The organism is Tellurirhabdus bombi (genome assembly GCF_021484805.1).
Classification (GTDB): domain Bacteria; phylum Bacteroidota; class Bacteroidia; order Cytophagales; family Spirosomataceae; genus Tellurirhabdus; species Tellurirhabdus bombi.
Genome location: NZ_CP090557.1, coordinates 2,554,791 through 2,569,906, shown reverse-complemented (window position 1 = coordinate 2,569,906; position 15,116 = coordinate 2,554,791). Strand labels below are relative to the sequence as shown.

The window sequence follows — 15,116 nt, the reverse complement described above, 5'->3', positions numbered from 1 at the left end:
ACGCTTAGTCTGGAACGGAAATTTTTCGAATGCCTTCAATCTTTTGCAACGCGCTGGCGCCGCGCGGTCGGTGGATACCATCACGTACAACCAGGCGCTGGTATTAGGTCGGCTGAAACGCTACGAAGAAGCGGAACAGCAGTTACGGTCTGTTCCCAGTTTTCAGCTTTCGGAGGTCAACCAGGGTATTTTTCGCTGTCTGCAAGGCGATCATGCCGCAGGTGTTCAATTGTTGGAAAGCGGTTCTGCGGGTAAAGATCAATCGTCTAAACTGTATTACAACCGGGCGCTCGCTTACCTGAAACTGGATCGTTTGCCCGAAGCCAGCAAAACCATCGACGAAGCCATTCGCCTGCGCGGTAATGAGCCTGTTTATCGCCTCTTGAAAGGCGATGTTTTATTAACGCAGGGCAAACACCGGGAAGCCCTGAGTCAGTATCGTTCCCTGGGAAATCAAAAGGATGTAGCCCGTTTGCTGCCCGTTCGCATCGGTAATTCGCTGCTGGGACTCAAAAAATACGAAGAAGCCGCTACTATTTTTGAGAAATACCTCCAGCAACTCGACCGCACCCATCATTTCTGGGCCTGCTATGGTTTGGCCAGCGCCCGTTACGCCTTGAAGCAGTTTCCGGCAGCCGTTATGCAGTTTCGCCACGCTACGCAATTGGAACCCCAGTCGGCGGCTGCGCACCTGGGTTTGGGACACGCATTCTGTAGTCAACACGATTATAAACAGGCCCGACAGGAATACGAAACTGCTCTTCAGTTAAAGCCCAACAATTCGTACGCGCACCTGGGGCTTGGCGTAGTAAGCTGTAAACAAGGCGCTTACGAAGAATCCCTGGAAGAGTTTGAGAAAGCTGGCGAGGCTTTCAATCCGAAAGATCCGAGTCTGGCCGACTGCTACCTGAGCCGGGGGCTCGCCCAACTGGAAATGGGCAAAAATCAGCTGGCTATGGCTGATTTCCTGACGGCTATTAACCTCAATAAAGACCTGCCAGCCGCTTACGCCGGGGTGAGTGATGTGTACCGGAAAAACGAGAATTTTCTACAGGCAATTCGCTACATGGACAAGGCCGTTAGCCTGGAGCCACAAAACGATAAGTTGTTGACCAACAAGGGTAATCTGTACCTTAAAGTTAGCAATATGGATGAAGCCTACCCAATGTTTATGTGGGCACTCCGACATAACCCGCGCAATGTTAACGCCCTGAACGGCATGGGGGTAGCCCTGCTCGAACGCGATCATATTGAACGGGCCCAAACCTTGTACGACAGCCTCATTTCCCGTGGCCACCACAAAGCTTACCTGTACAACAACCGGGGAATTGTTCGTTCGTATGTGGCCCTGAAGCTGGAAAAAGCAAAGGATTTTCATAACTCCCGGCAGTATTTCTACCGCTCGCTGAAAGATTTTGAAAAAGCCCAGAAACTCGACTCATCGACTAAGTATTACCAGAATAATCTCGGCAATGTCTACAAAAACATGCAAGATTTCGGCAATGCCATTAAGAGTTACGAATCGTATCTGAGTAAGACCGCCATCAACAACATGGGCGTTTTGTTTGCCAGCAACTCGAAAGGAACCATTTCCAAGCATTATTTGAATATTGCGATTGATCTGGATTCGACCAATCAAATCTATCATTACAACCGCTACCGGGTTTTCAATGAATTTTTCAAGGATTCATTGCACACCAACAACGATGTGGCCCGGGCCGGGACACTGGTGCTGACCAACTCGATTAGCGCTAAATACAGCCGGGATGGGTATATCAACATTTACATGTACGATTACGCCTTCGACAAAATCGAATTTCCGGGCGAACACTTTTTCCCGATTCTTCCTGAAAACCCGCCCCATCCTGATTTTCGGCCCATTGATGATTTGCTGATGATGGACATCAAAGCCGAACGCGCAGACAGCCGTGTGTCGCCGCCTATCCAGGTCAAATCCAAACGGATGCCCAAGCCCCGCCGTTCGCGCGCCAACTCCGGCACCGACTGTCCAAAAATTATTTAGCGCTACATCCTTTTCATCTTGTTCTTGAAGGGTCGTAATCAGCCGTATACCTGGCGCGGGTGCGGACTTATTCTTCACATTATTCCTGAAGCTGTTGTATTTTGTTGGTAGAGTAACCCATTTTTTAACGAATAATTGGGTTTATTTATCCTCCACTTGATCTTCAAGCCAGATGAGTAGTCAAAAACTTCGGGAAGATGCCCTGCATTATCACGCCAAAGGCCGCCCCGGAAAAATTGAAGTTGTTCCTTCCAAAGAAACGGCCAACCAGCGCGATCTTTCGTTAGCTTATTCCCCCGGTGTGGCGGAACCTTGCCTCGAAATTGCCGTCGCTCCCGAAAAAGCCTATGATTATACGACCAAAGGAAACCTGGTCGCGGTTATTTCCAACGGGACGGCCGTGCTCGGTCTGGGCAACATCGGCCCCGTTGCTTCCAAGCCGGTAATGGAAGGCAAAAGCTTGCTTTTCAAAATTTACGCCGACATCGATTCTTTTGATATTGAGCTAGATACCAACAATATTGACGAGTTTGTCCGAACCGTAAAAATTCTGGAGCCAACCTTCGGGGCGGTTAACCTGGAAGACATTGCGGCACCGGCCTGCTTCGAAATAGAAACGCGGCTCCGCCAGGAACTCACCATTCCGGTCATGCACGACGACCAGCACGGCACCGCCATTGTTAGCTCAGCCGCCCTGCTCAACGCCCTCGAACTGTCGGGGAAAGACATCAGCCAGATTCGGCTGGTGGCCAACGGAGCCGGAGCCGCCGCCATTGCCTGCCTGAATTTATACGTGGCGTTGGGTTTGCCGCGCGAAAACATTACGGTTTTTGACAAAGATGGTTTGCTGCATACGTCGCGCACAAATCTAGCTGCCAACCAGTATGTCTACGTTACGGATCGTTTTTCAACGGATTGGACCTTAGCCGATGCGCTTCGGGGTGCCGATGTTTTTCTGGGCTTGTCGGTTGGTAATGTCGTCAGTCCGGAAATGGTTGCGTCGATGGCCCCTAACTGCATTGTGTTTGCGATGGCTAACCCCACTCCCGAAATCAGTTATGAAACAGCTACGGCTGCCCGGCCAGACCTGATCATGGCCACCGGACGTTCCGATTACCCGAATCAGGTCAATAATGTGTTGGGCTTCCCCTATATTTTCCGTGGGGCGCTCGACGTGCGTGCCTCCGAAATTAACGAAGCGATGAAGCTGGCCGCCGTGCAGGCGTTGGCTTCGCTGGCCCGAAAAACAGTACCGGAAAGTGTCTACCGCAGCTACGGAACGACTAGCCTATCGTTCGGAAAAACATATATTTTACCCAAACCAACCGACCCCCGCCTACTCACCACCATTGCCCCGGCAGTAGCCCAGGCAGCCATTGAATCGGGCGTGGCTCGAAGAGCGATTACGGATTGGGATGAATACCGCCTGCAATTGTCGCGCCGTCTGGGTCAGGATAATTCACTCATTCGGGGCATTATTGCCCAGGCGCAGGAACGGCCCAAGCGAGTGGTGTTTACGGATGGTGAAAATCTGACGGTTCTACGGGCCGTGCAGGAAGTGCTCGAACAGCGCATTGCGATTCCTATTCTGCTGGGCGACCCCGCCGTTATTCAGCAGGTGATGCAGGAACAGGCTTTGACGTTTTCGGATCAGGTCATCATCATTAACCCAAGAAATAAGGATCAGGCCGACAAACGCGCCGCATACGCCCAGGTTCTCTACGAAAAACGAAAGCGAAAAGGACTAACCTATTCCGATGCTTTGGGCTTGCTGCAACACCGGAATTATTTTGGCGCCGTGATGGTCGAAACGGGCGAGGCCGACGTGTTGATTTCCGGTCTTACCCGCAATTACCCCCAAACCATTCGTCCGGCTTTGCAGGTGATCGGGCGGCAAAAAGGTGTTCGTAAGGTACTGGGAATGTACATTCTGATGAGCCGGTTCGGGCCACTTTTCTTGGCCGATACGACGGTCAACCTAAATCCGACGGTGGACGAAATTGTCGAAATCGCCGAATTGGCAGCCCGGCAGGTCCAGCGTTTGTCGGTGGAGCCCCGCGTGGCACTGCTCTCCTATTCAACCTTTGGCAGTGCGTCGGGCGAAGATGCGACTAAGATGCACGAAGCGTCCGAAATTCTGCGGGCCAAGCACCCGAACCTGATCGTTGATGGAGAAATGCAGGCGCACTTACCGTTCAATCTGGACCTGCTGAAAGAAACGTACCCCTTCTCGCCCCTGGCGCAAACCGGCGCGAACGTGCTGATTTTCCCAAATCTAGCCGCGTCAAACATCGCGTATAACCTCCTAAAAGAAATTGCTCAGATTGAAAAAATAGGCCCGGTTCTGATGGGTCTGAAAAAGCCGATTCACGTCCTGCAATTAGGTAGTACGGTTCGGGAAGTATTCAACATGGTAGCGATTGCGGTGGCCGAACAGTAACGCTCAGAGTTTGAGCTGCTGTTTAAACTGACGCGGACTAATCTGCTCCACCGAACGAAATGCACTGCTAAAATGGGTCAGGCTGTTGAAGCCTGACTCGTAGCAGGCATCGGTAATGGATTTGGCCGGATTGCTAAGCACTTGCTTTGCCAGCCGGATGCGCTCGGTCAGAATAAACTGCACGGGCGACATACCCAATTCGTTCTTGAACAGCCGGAAAAAATGCGATTTAGACAAACAGGCTTTGTTGCATAGCTCGTCAATGGATAGATTGCGCGTCAGATTTTTCCGGATAAAATCAATCACAAACGCCAGTCGATGGGTACTCAGGTACTGTTGCGTCTGGTCCAGCAGCACACTTTTAGCGCGGGTCTGCATGAGCCGAACCACCAGTTCTTTCAGCGAATTGGTAATAAAAAATGGCTTGAAGGAATTGTCATTCCGAAACGTGCGAATGATTTTATCGATCAGTGAATTCATCTCGTAATCATTCCGCAAGTGGTAATTGTTCGCTTCGAGCCGCCACTCCCCCGCTTCCTCCACGAGTGGACATTGCTCATTTAGGGTATTGACCGTCTCTCGAATAAACTCATCCGAAATGGTAAGGGCAATGCAGCGCGTGGGCGTTTGCAGCTCCGCATCGGGAAAATCAATGCGCATGGGCTTATGCGCCGGCAGCATTAGCGACTCTCCCGGCAGGTAATCAAACGGCGTCAGCTCATCAATGTGCATTACTTTTTTTCCCTTCAACATACTGGTTAATACGGGCGCATCGAATTGCAATTCGACCAGTCGGGCACGCTGAAATGTTTCGTAGAGGTGCAGTTCGGCGTTGTCATGACCTAGTGTCAGTTTATTCTCAACCAGACGGTCCAGCCGACCACCAAAGGCATTCACAAGGTGGTTTGCAGAGCTATTTTTGGCATATTTCATAGGGCTTCTGACTTCTTCATCGCGACCAGATGGCGGCAATAAAATGAGAGAATACCGAAACAAAATGAGATTTCGGCGCAACACTTCTTGCACAATATCGGCAAAATTTGTGACTAAATAAACCCAACCAATTGATTATCTACGCTAAACACCTGTCAAATTATGGAAACGATTGAAACCGCAAACCCAGCTCTCGACCGGCCCATGTTCAAGGCTCAGTACGAAAACTACATTGGTGGACAGTGGGTTGCGCCCGTAGACGGAGAATATTTTGAAAACCATTCACCCGTTGATGGCAGCCTGATCAGCCGCGTGGCCCGCTCAAAGGCGGCCGACGTGGAACTGGCGCTGGATGCGGCCCATAAAGCCTTCGAAAGCTGGTCGAGAACGTCGGCCACCGAACGCTCCAACCTCCTGCTGAAAATTGCCGATATTATTGAAGACAACCTGGATTATATTGCCCGCGTCGAAACAATGGAAAACGGAAAGGCGGTCCGCGAGACGATGGCCGCCGACATTCCGCTTTGCGTGGATCACTTTCGGTACTTTGCCGGGGTGATTCGAGCGGAAGAAGGCAGTCTGGCCGAACTGGACAGCACGACCGTTTCGCTGATTATTAAAGAACCGATTGGCGTTGTTGGGCAGATTATTCCCTGGAATTTTCCGCTGCTGATGGCGACCTGGAAGCTGGCTCCGGCCCTGGCGGCGGGCTGCTGCGTGGTGATGAAACCCGCCGAGCAAACGCCTACATCCATTCTGGTGCTGATGGAGTTGCTGGAAGGTGTTCTTCCGGCGGGGGTAATTAACATCGTCAACGGGTTCGGGCCGGAGGCGGGTAAACCCCTCGCGCAATCCAAACGCGTAGCGAAAGTGGCCTTCACGGGCGAAACTACCACGGGCCGCCTGATCATGCAGTATGCTTCGGAAAACCTGATTCCGGTTACGATGGAATTGGGCGGAAAGTCGCCGAATATCTTCATGCCGAGCATCGCCGACGCCGACGACGAGTTTTTTGATAAGTGTGTGGAAGGGGCCGTTCTGTTTGCGCTCAACCAGGGCGAAGTTTGTACCTGTCCATCGCGGCTGCTGGTTCACGAGAGCGTTTACGACCGTTTCATGGAGCGCGTGGTGGAACGGACCAAAGCCATCAAAATGGGCCACCCACTCGATCCGAGCACGATGATGGGCGCGCAGGCTTCTAACGACCAATACGAAAAAATTCTGTCGTACATTGATATTGGCAAGCAAGAAGGGGCCGAAGTGCTAACCGGCGGCGGACCGGCTAACCTCAACAGCGGTTTGGAAAAAGGCTATTACATCCAGCCAACCATTCTGAAGGGGCATAACAAAATGCGGGTCTTCCAGGAAGAAATTTTTGGTCCGGTGGTTTCCGTGACGACCTTCAAAAGCACGGAAGAAGCCGTTCAGATGGCCAACGATACGCTTTACGGACTCGGCGCTGGCTTCTGGACCCGTGATGCCCACGAAATGTATCAGGTTCCGCGGGCCATTCAGGCCGGTCGGGTGTGGGTAAATTGCTACCACCAATATCCGGCCCACGCGCCGTTCGGCGGTTACAAAAAATCGGGCTTTGGTCGCGAAAACCACGCCATGATGCTGAACCACTACCGGCAGACTAAAAACCTACTCATCTCGTACAGCAAATCCAAACTAGGATTTTTTTAAAGAGTGAAAGAGTGAATGGCGAAAGAGCGATCTGGAGTGGTTCCCTCTTTCGCTTTGATCCAGCGCATTGATTTGGCTCTTTGCTGGATCGCTCTTCCACTCTCTACCTTTTCGCTCATTACCGAACCGCTCTTTCATTCTTTATCTCTTTCGCTCTTTATATTTTTTTATATGGTTTCTCTTTCCCGCGTCGATGTGACGGCTGCGGCTGCCGAAGTGATTGATCAACTGCGGAAGCAGCACGGTGAATTGATGTTTCACCAGAGCGGCGGCTGTTGCGACGGATCATCGCCCATGTGTTTTGCCGAGGGTGATTTTCAGATTGGTTCTACGGATGTGCTGCTGGGCCAGGTTCACGGCTGTGACTTCTGGATGGCCGAAGATCAGTTTGAATACTGGAAACATACTCACCTGACTGTCGATGTCACCCCCGGTCGTGGGGCTAGTTTTTCGCTGGAAATTCCGCTGGGTATCCGCTTTATCATTCGCTCCCGCTTGCTGGAAATGGACCAACTAGAGCAATTACCAGCCGTACACGTTGGACCGTTGCCTTAATTACAGTCAACCCTTCTCTAATCAAACGGGTTTAGTTAGGTAGTTAATTAAATACACTTACCTTTAACAACTTAACGTTATGGCTAACAAGGATTTGGAAACGTACGAGGAGATGATTGGCGGAGGCCAGGCGGGTGATAAACAAAGCAACGGCGCCCAAAAAGGCTCCAAAGGAACACGCAGCGGCACGTCCCACAGCAACAGCAATAAAGGTAGCCACAGTGGCGGTGGCTCAACTGGCGGCTCCAAAGGAGGACATAAAAACTAGGCTTATCAAGGCCCTATTTTGAAAGACCGGTAGCGTGCTACCGGTCTTTTTGCTGTTGGCCAGTAACATTCCGCAACTAGAATCTGTTTTCCAGACAGAGGTATTTCCGCTAAAAGTACCATGACGCCTTCTTCGCCAACGATTAATTCCAGTCCTTCTCTGTGGGAGGCTTTTCGCTTTCCGGTTTTTAAAGCTATCTGGCTGGCTGCCTTTGTCTCCAACATCGGTACCTGGATGCAGAACATGGCGGGGGTCTGGTTGCTTACCACACTCTCCGACTCGCAGGTGCTGGTGGCCCTAATGCAAACGGCCACGAGCTTACCCGTCTTTTTGCTTAGCATTCCGGCGGGTGCACTAGCCGATTTGCTGGACCGCCGCAAGCTCCTGATGACCACGCAGGGCTTTATGGCCATCGTCGCCTTTACGTTAGGCATTGTTACGCTGAGTGGGCTGGCCAGTCCGCAACTGGTCCTTTTCTTTACGTTCCTGCTGGGAACGGGGGCCGCCCTGAATGGTCCGGCTTGGCAGTCGGTCACGCCCGAGGTAGTGCCACGACCGATCCTGCCGACGGCGCTTACCCTGAACGGCATTAGCATGAACCTGTCCCGCGCCATTGGTCCCGCCATTGGTGGCCTTGTCATTGCCTATTATTCGCCGGGTTTTGTGTTTATGCTGAATGGCGTTTCGTTTATTGCTACCTTTTTGGTTATTTATCGCTGGCAACGCACTGCTGTAACTGCCACTGCACCGGTTGAAGACTTCTTTACGGCCTTGATTGCTGGTATGCGTTACGTGCGCTATTCGCCTTCGCTGCACGCCATTCTCGTCCGAGCCTTTTCGTTTACGTTTGGGGCCAGCGCCATGTGGGCGTTGCTTTCCCTCGTGGTAGCGCGCAAGTTAAATCTGGAATCCAGTTCGTACGGTCTGATGCTGACCTGGCTGGGAGCGGGTGCCGTTACGGGAGCCTTAGCGCTCAACAAAGTGCGCGAGCGCATCAGCCCCGATCTGCGGGTTATTATTGCGGTTACTATTTTTGCCGGGGTTAATTTCTCGCTTGCTCTGGTCACCTCCGTGTATGTGCTTTACCCCATCATGTTTATCTGCGGCACGGCCTGGCTGCTGGTTATGACCAGCATGAATGTTTCCATTCAGCTGCAACTTCCCAAGTGGGTTCAGGCGCGGGTGCTAAGTATTTACATGCTTATTTTTCAGGGCGGTATGGCCCTGGGCAGTTTGGTTTGGGGTTCGGTTGCCGACCGTTTTGGCTTATCGGTCGCCCTTATGGCGGCGGGAATCTGGCTGCTGTTGTCGTTGCTGCTGGTTATTCCGTTTCGGCTCCCAATGGGCGATTCTCTGGACTTATCCCCCGCCCGCAATTGGCCGCACCCCGCTATCAGTGACCCCATTCGACCGGGGCAGGGACCCGTGGTTATCATGATTGAATACCATGTTCGTTTAGGCGATCGGGATAATTTTCTGCGCGCCATGGAGTCGCTGAAACGGCTGCGATTACGGGATGGTGCCCTTCGTGCGGGCGTCTTTACGGACACCAACAATCCGCTGCGGCAGGTAGAGTTTTTTCTGGTTTCTTCCTGGGATGAGCACCTCCGCCAGCACCAGCGGTTTACGAAAGAAGATCAGCGGATTCAGGATCGTGTTCTTCAATATCATTCCGGCCCCGAATTACCGGTTGTGTCCCATTTTATCAATCAGCCGGAACCAGAAACCGACACGCACGCCGTAGTTGCTACAGCGGGAATGGGCGACCTGGAAGGTTAATCGAGCAACGCGGCATTTCGTCCCTGCAAGCCGCCGGTATGCAACGCCACCACCGTTGAACCCGGTTGAAAATAGCCTTGTCGGGCCAAATCATAAATGCCGTACAGCATTTTACCCGTATAAACCTGCTCAAGCAAAATTCCGTTTTGCCGCTTAAAAAGGCGAATGAAGTCAATCAGTTCTGGCTTGGTGCGCGCATAGCCCCCGAAATGGTAGGCCGTCTGTAAAGAATCGGTTGGCGTTACCCCTTTCAGTGCCGCGAAGCCAATCACCCGCGTTGGTTCAGCCGCTCCGGCTACCAGTCCAGCCAGCGTTCCCCCGGTTCCGACGGGACAGCATATATAATCTGGGGCAGCGCCTAACTGCGCCCTGATTTCAGGTATTACTTCTGCCACGCCGCGCACGGCCAGCTCGTTGGTGCCGCCTTCCGGAAGGTTGTAAAAATCGCCGAACGACTGCCGCAAATCAGCCAGAAATGGGGCTTCATCCTTACGCCGAAACTGTTCGCGCGTGACAAAATGGAGCCGCATTCCCTGCTCACGCGCGTAAGCCAAGGTAGGTGTATCCCGTTCGCGGTGGTCCTCCCCCCGAATAATACCAATCGTTTGGAAACCAAATACTTTCCCCGCTGATGCCACGGCATAGATGTGGTTCGAAAAAGCGCCGCCGTACGTCAACAGCGTGTTCTGGCTAAGGCGGCTCGCTTCCAGCAGGTTGTATTTTAATTTGCGCCATTTATTTCCGGAAACATTCGGATGTAGTTCATCGTCCCGCTTTAGAAATAACCGAATAGAAACCGGTTCTGGAAATGGATTGGGCAGGAACTGAAGCCGCGAGCCAGCAGCCAATGCGAAGAAATCTTCCAACATTTGTAATTTTGCAGCTGAGAACGGTCACTGAACCGTTTCTTTAGCCATTGATTAACTACGGAATGCAAGATACAGCAGAAAATTGGGAGAATGAGCTGGATGGCCTTGACCCCGCAGCGGGCATGGAATCGGATGAGGACGAACTGTACGAACATTACCGGATTGTGGCTGATAAAGGCCAGAGTCTGATTCGTATCGATCAGTTTCTAAAAGACCGTATTCCAAACGCTACCCGCACCAAAATCCAGAACGGGATTGATACCGAATCGGTCAAGGTGAACGGCAAAGTCATCAAGGCGAGTTACAAGCTTAAACCGCTGGATGTCATCACGGTATCACTACCGCATCCGCCGCGTGATACGGAGATTATTCCAGAAAATATTCCGCTTAACATCGTTTACGAAGATGATGATCTGCTGGTGATGAATAAACCCGCTGGCATGGTGGTACACCCCGCGCATGGCAACTGGTCGGGTACGGTCGTTAACGCACTGGTCTATCATTTTCAGCATTTACCAACGCATCGCAATGGCGAGGCGCGTCCCGGTCTGGTTCACCGGATTGATAAAGACACGTCTGGCCTGCTGGTAATTGCCAAAACCGATTACGCCATGACGCACCTAGCCCGGCAGTTTTTCGAGCACACAATTGAGCGAACGTATTACGCCCTGGTGTGGGGCGAACCCAAGGAAGCCGCCGGAACCATCGTTGGCCACCTGGGCCGCAGTGTGCGCGACCGCAAAGTGCAAGTTGTCTACCCTGACGGAAGCCAGGGCAAACACGCCGTTACGCACTACAAAGTCTTGAAAACGTTGCACTATGTCTCGCTGGTGCAGTGCAATCTGGAAACCGGACGGACGCACCAGATTCGGGCGCATATGCAATATTTGGGTAATCCGCTGTTCAACGATGCCATGTACGGCGGCGATCAGATCAAGAAAGGAACCCCCAACGGCTCCTACAAAGCTTTTGTGCAGAATTGCTTTAACCTGATTCCCCGGCAGGCGCTCCACGCTAAGTCACTGGGTTTTATCCATCCCAAGACGAAAGAATGGATGCAGTTCGATTCGGACTTGCCCAGTGATTTTCAGGCGGCACTGGAAAAATGGGAAAGTTACATCGCCAATCGGTAAGGGCTTCGGGAAAGCGTCACTAGGCTGTACCTTTGATCTGCTTTCCCGAAAATTTACCATTTCTTGAAGACAAAAAACACCGCCAGCACGATCAGGGCGAAACCCACTATGTAATTCCACTTTACCTCTTCTTTCAGGTAAAAGACGGCAAACGCGACAAAAACGACCAGACTTATTACCTCCTGCATGGTCTTGAGCTGAAAAGCACTGAACTGGTACGATCCAATTCGATTGGCCGGAACCGCCAGCCAGTATTCGAAGAAAGCGATCAGCCAGCTAATCAGGACAACTTTCCAAAGCGCCTCCTGCTTGAAGCGCAGGTGCCAATACCAGGCCGTTGTCATAAAAAGATTGGACATAACGAGCAAAATGACAGTCCGCATAAATTAAGTTGGAGTAAGGATATAAAGCGGCTAAAAGTGGTGCGAATTTACGCGGATCCGCGAAATAAAAAACCCTTCTCCTCTTGCCGAAGTTAAGGCTTACATGAAGCCTGACTTTGATCTTGATGTTGTTCTTACCCGCGTCGAAGAGGCCATTCGGCCTTACCCGAAAGCCGCCATGTTCGAGTTGACCGAGCGTGGGTATAGCAGTTTATTTGAGCAATTAATTTCCTGCATTATCTCCATTCGGACGTTGGACGAAACGACCATTCCTATATCGGAGCGGCTGTTTGCCGTTGCCCGAACGCCGGAACAGTTTCTTCAACTCGATGCTTCAAGGCTCACCCAACTGCTCTACGGTAGCAGTTACCCCGACCAGAAAGCCGCAACCATGCTCGGCATTGCCCAGCGGACGGTAGACGAATTTGACGGCCAGCTTCCCGCCGATTACGAAACGCTGATTAGTCTGAAAGGCGTTGGTCCCAAGTGTGCCAACCTAGCGCTGGGTGTATCGACGGGCAACGCGGGAATCAGCGTGGATATTCATGTGCACCGCGTCACGAACCGCTGGGGTTTTGTGGAGGCCAGCCAGCCGGAAAAGACCATGCTTCAACTAGAGAAAAAAGTCCCTCGATCGCAGTGGGTTGACATCAACCGGCTTTTGATGCCGTTCGGGAAGCACATTTGCACGGGCACCCTCCCCCATTGCTCCACCTGCCCCGTTCTGACCTGGTGCGAGCAGGTTGGCGTGACGAAGCATCGCTGATTGGAGAACCGGATTTTTGTGTATATTTCTGGTACATCGATTCGCTAAGCCCCATCAACATGACCCTCTCCCGCCGCTCTTTCCTGGCTGCTTCGACGCTGGCCGCTACTCCACTTCTACCCACCCCAAATACACCAGCACCAACGATCCCGGCGGCTCCGCGCATCAAACTGGGCATTTCTTCGTATTCGTACTGGCATTTTAAAACGGCTAAGGTACCTATCGAAATGGTGATCGACGAAGCGGCCAAGCTTGGCGTGGAAGGCGTCGATATTCTGCACCGCCAGATGGAAGGTGAAGACAACGCGTACCTGCAAAAGCTGAAACGGCATGCCTTCCACGCGGGTATCGACCTGATTTGCCTGTCCATCCACCAAGGATTCGTCTACCCGGACGCGGCGGAACGTCAGAAAAACATCGACCATACCATCAAAGGCATTGAAATGGCTTACAAGATGGGCATTCCGTGTATGCGGCTGAATACGGGCCGCTGGAATACCATCAAGTCGTTTGATGAACTGATGGCCAAGCGTGGCATCGAACCCATTTTGCCGGGGCATACGGAAGATGAGGGTTTCAAATGGGTGATCGACAGCATTGAAAAGTGCCTACCTAAAGCTGCCGAGTGCGGCGTGATGCTGGCGCTGGAAAACCACTGGGGTTTGTCGTCAATGCCGGAAGGACTGCTGCGCATTCGCCAAGCGATTGATTCGCCCTGGATGGGGGTTTTGCTCGATACGGGTAATTTCCTGGAAAACCCCTACGACAAACTGGAAAAAGTAGCGCCCCACGCCACGTTCGTTCAAGCCAAAACCTACTACGGCGGCGGGGAGTGGTATTCGCTCGATCTAGACTACAAACGCATTTTCAACCTCCTGCGTAAAGCCAATTACCAGGGTTATTTATCGATTGAATTTGAAGGCAAGGAAGATGCTAAAACCGGCGTGCGAAAAAGTGTGGAACTGATGCGGAACGCTATGATCAGTTAGCCAAGGGGAGAATTAGGGCTGTACTTCCTCGGCTGGCGGCAGCACATCACCAGCTAGCAGAGCGGCTTCGTGCAGAAGTTCCGTGGCTACCAGTTCGTCCGTTACCTCTTCAATGTGTTCGTCGAGGGTTTCGAGCGTTTCCTCCTGGTTTGGCGAATGCGTGGTCATGCCCAGCAGAAGCCGACCGACGTAAAGCAGATTAAGCGAAAGACGAAGTTCGGGCAGAGCGTGGCTGTGGCGCGTTGACGGTTCTGTATTCATAGGCAATGGCAAAACACAAACGTCAATTGCTTCGGTTCCCGGCGGTTTGTGTTCTATTTCTCCTGTAAAGCCTCCTGCAACGCTTTCAAAAAGCGCTCCGGTTCCTGTATGTGCGGAATATGGCCAATGCCGGTCAGTTCAATCAGTTTGCCCGATTTCAATTGCTGAACGATTTTTTTACCAAGCGCCTGATACTGCCCGTGCCGCTCCTGCTCCGACTTAGCCAGCAGTGCTTTGCCAACCACAGTACGGTCTTCCTGACCCAAAATCAATACGGTTGGCATCGCCAAGTTAGCAAATTCGTACACGACGGGCTGTTCGTAAATCATCTGGTAGGTGATGGCATTTGACCAGGCAATAGCCTTGAAATCCGGCGCTCGCAGATCGCTGGCCTGCACCCGGACTAAATCTTCATACTGCGGTTTCCAGATCGGATAGTAACTCTGTTGGTATTTTTTGTAGGACTCATACGAAGCAGTTAGTTCTTTCTGGTACTGCTGCTCAATGGTTTGGAAGGGCACAAAGGTTTTGTAATCTTCCAGGCCAATTGGATTCTCTAGAATCAACTTCTCAACCGTTTGCGGATACATGAGCGAGAAGCGCGTACCCAGCATGCCGCCCATGGAATGCGCCAACACTGTCACTTTAGGAATATTCAAGGTATCTAGCAGCTTTTTTGTGTTGGCCGCCAGCCGGTGAAAACTGTAATGAATGTCGGGGTGCGATGATTTGCCCCAGCCCACCTGATCAGGAATGATGGCCCGGTAGCCATTTTTTGTGAGCCACTGGATTACCCTTTTCCAGTAATACCCATTAAAATTTTTACCGTGTAAGAGCAAAACAACCTTGCCGTTCGGACGCTCAGACCGAACATCCATGTAAGCCATTTTGACAGGCTTCGACTCAATAGTCAGTGGCAAATATTGAACGGGATAAGCATAATTGATTTCGCCGGTATCCTGAGCAACACCACGAGAAACAACGAAAAGAAAAATCAGTAGGTAACTAAAAAAGCGCATTGCATTTCGGTT

At 51.8% G+C, this 15,116-nt stretch carries 14 protein-coding genes; 9 read left to right on the top strand and 5 right to left on the bottom strand.

The features are described from left to right. The first annotated feature begins 43 nt into the window (after positions 1–43). Positions 44–2,023 (top strand): tetratricopeptide repeat protein, encoded by a 1,980-nt coding sequence (locus tag L0Y31_RS10865; RefSeq protein WP_234733086.1) that lies wholly within the window; start codon positions 44–46, stop codon positions 2,021–2,023. 172 nt (positions 2,024–2,195) lie between these two features. Then, positions 2,196–4,463: an NADP-dependent malic enzyme gene (locus L0Y31_RS10860; RefSeq protein ID WP_234733085.1), complete on the top strand. Its 2,268-nt coding sequence runs from the start codon at positions 2,196–2,198 to the stop codon at positions 4,461–4,463. A 3-nt stretch (positions 4,464–4,466) separates the two neighbouring features. Here L0Y31_RS10860 and L0Y31_RS10855 read toward each other — a convergent pair whose 3' ends face one another. Continuing rightward, a complete protein-coding gene (locus L0Y31_RS10855) occupies positions 4,467–5,396 on the bottom strand; it encodes an AraC family transcriptional regulator (protein ID WP_234733084.1) in 930 nt (309 codons plus the stop codon). Positions 5,397–5,558: 162 nt separating this feature from the next. On the opposite strand from L0Y31_RS10855, the gene L0Y31_RS10850 reads away from it, so the two are divergent. The 4 genes from L0Y31_RS10850 to L0Y31_RS10835 all read left to right on the top strand — a co-directional run bounded on the left by L0Y31_RS10850 (position 5,559) and on the right by L0Y31_RS10835 (position 9,684). Next, a complete protein-coding gene (locus L0Y31_RS10850; protein ID WP_234733083.1) occupies positions 5,559–7,082 on the top strand; it encodes an aldehyde dehydrogenase family protein in 1,524 nt (507 codons plus the stop codon). Positions 7,083–7,253: 171 nt separating this feature from the next. Continuing rightward, entirely contained in the window at positions 7,254–7,637 is a 384-nt protein-coding gene (locus L0Y31_RS10845; RefSeq protein ID WP_234737161.1) for a DUF779 domain-containing protein, read from the top strand. 79 nt (positions 7,638–7,716) lie between these two features. Further along, positions 7,717–7,905, top strand: a complete 189-nt coding sequence (locus tag L0Y31_RS10840; RefSeq protein ID WP_234733082.1) for a hypothetical protein — start codon at positions 7,717–7,719, stop codon at positions 7,903–7,905. Positions 7,906–8,025: 120 nt separating this feature from the next. Then, positions 8,026–9,684: an MFS transporter gene (locus L0Y31_RS10835; RefSeq protein WP_234733081.1), complete on the top strand. Its 1,659-nt coding sequence runs from the start codon at positions 8,026–8,028 to the stop codon at positions 9,682–9,684. On the opposite strand, the gene L0Y31_RS10830 is transcribed toward L0Y31_RS10835, so the two are convergent. After that, the gene (locus tag L0Y31_RS10830; RefSeq protein ID WP_234733080.1) at positions 9,681–10,553 is read right to left on the bottom strand and encodes a 1-aminocyclopropane-1-carboxylate deaminase/D-cysteine desulfhydrase; all 873 of its coding nucleotides are present in this window, start codon (positions 10,551–10,553) and stop codon (positions 9,681–9,683) included. The two genes, L0Y31_RS10835 and L0Y31_RS10830, sit on opposite strands and share 4 nt — an antisense overlap. A 122-nt stretch (positions 10,554–10,675) precedes the next feature. Between L0Y31_RS10830 and L0Y31_RS10825 the strand changes: the two genes are divergently transcribed. Further along, positions 10,676–11,686 (top strand): RluA family pseudouridine synthase, encoded by a 1,011-nt coding sequence (locus tag L0Y31_RS10825; protein WP_234737160.1) that lies wholly within the window; start codon positions 10,676–10,678, stop codon positions 11,684–11,686. 53 nt (positions 11,687–11,739) lie between these two features. On the opposite strand, the gene L0Y31_RS10820 is transcribed toward L0Y31_RS10825, so the two are convergent. Continuing rightward, positions 11,740–12,069, bottom strand: a complete 330-nt coding sequence (locus L0Y31_RS10820; protein ID WP_234733079.1) for a DMT family protein — start codon at positions 12,067–12,069, stop codon at positions 11,740–11,742. Between the two features lie 103 nt (positions 12,070–12,172). Here L0Y31_RS10820 and L0Y31_RS10815 point away from each other — a divergent pair, with 103 nt between their 5' ends. Continuing rightward, the gene (locus L0Y31_RS10815) at positions 12,173–12,835 is read left to right on the top strand and encodes an endonuclease III domain-containing protein (RefSeq protein WP_234733078.1); all 663 of its coding nucleotides are present in this window, start codon (positions 12,173–12,175) and stop codon (positions 12,833–12,835) included. After that, positions 12,775–13,824, top strand: a complete 1,050-nt coding sequence (locus L0Y31_RS10810) for a sugar phosphate isomerase/epimerase family protein (RefSeq protein ID WP_234733077.1) — start codon at positions 12,775–12,777, stop codon at positions 13,822–13,824. Before L0Y31_RS10815 ends, L0Y31_RS10810 begins: the two co-directional genes overlap by 61 nt. Before the next feature lie 12 nt (positions 13,825–13,836). Here the strand turns inward: L0Y31_RS10810 and L0Y31_RS10805 are convergent, their stop codons facing one another. After that, positions 13,837–14,085, bottom strand: coding sequence for a hypothetical protein (locus L0Y31_RS10805; RefSeq protein ID WP_234733076.1), 249 nt, complete (start codon positions 14,083–14,085; stop codon positions 13,837–13,839). 53 nt (positions 14,086–14,138) lie between these two features. Continuing rightward, positions 14,139–15,104, bottom strand: coding sequence for an alpha/beta fold hydrolase (locus L0Y31_RS10800; protein ID WP_234733075.1), 966 nt, complete (start codon positions 15,102–15,104; stop codon positions 14,139–14,141). Positions 15,105–15,116: the final 12 nt, after the last annotated feature.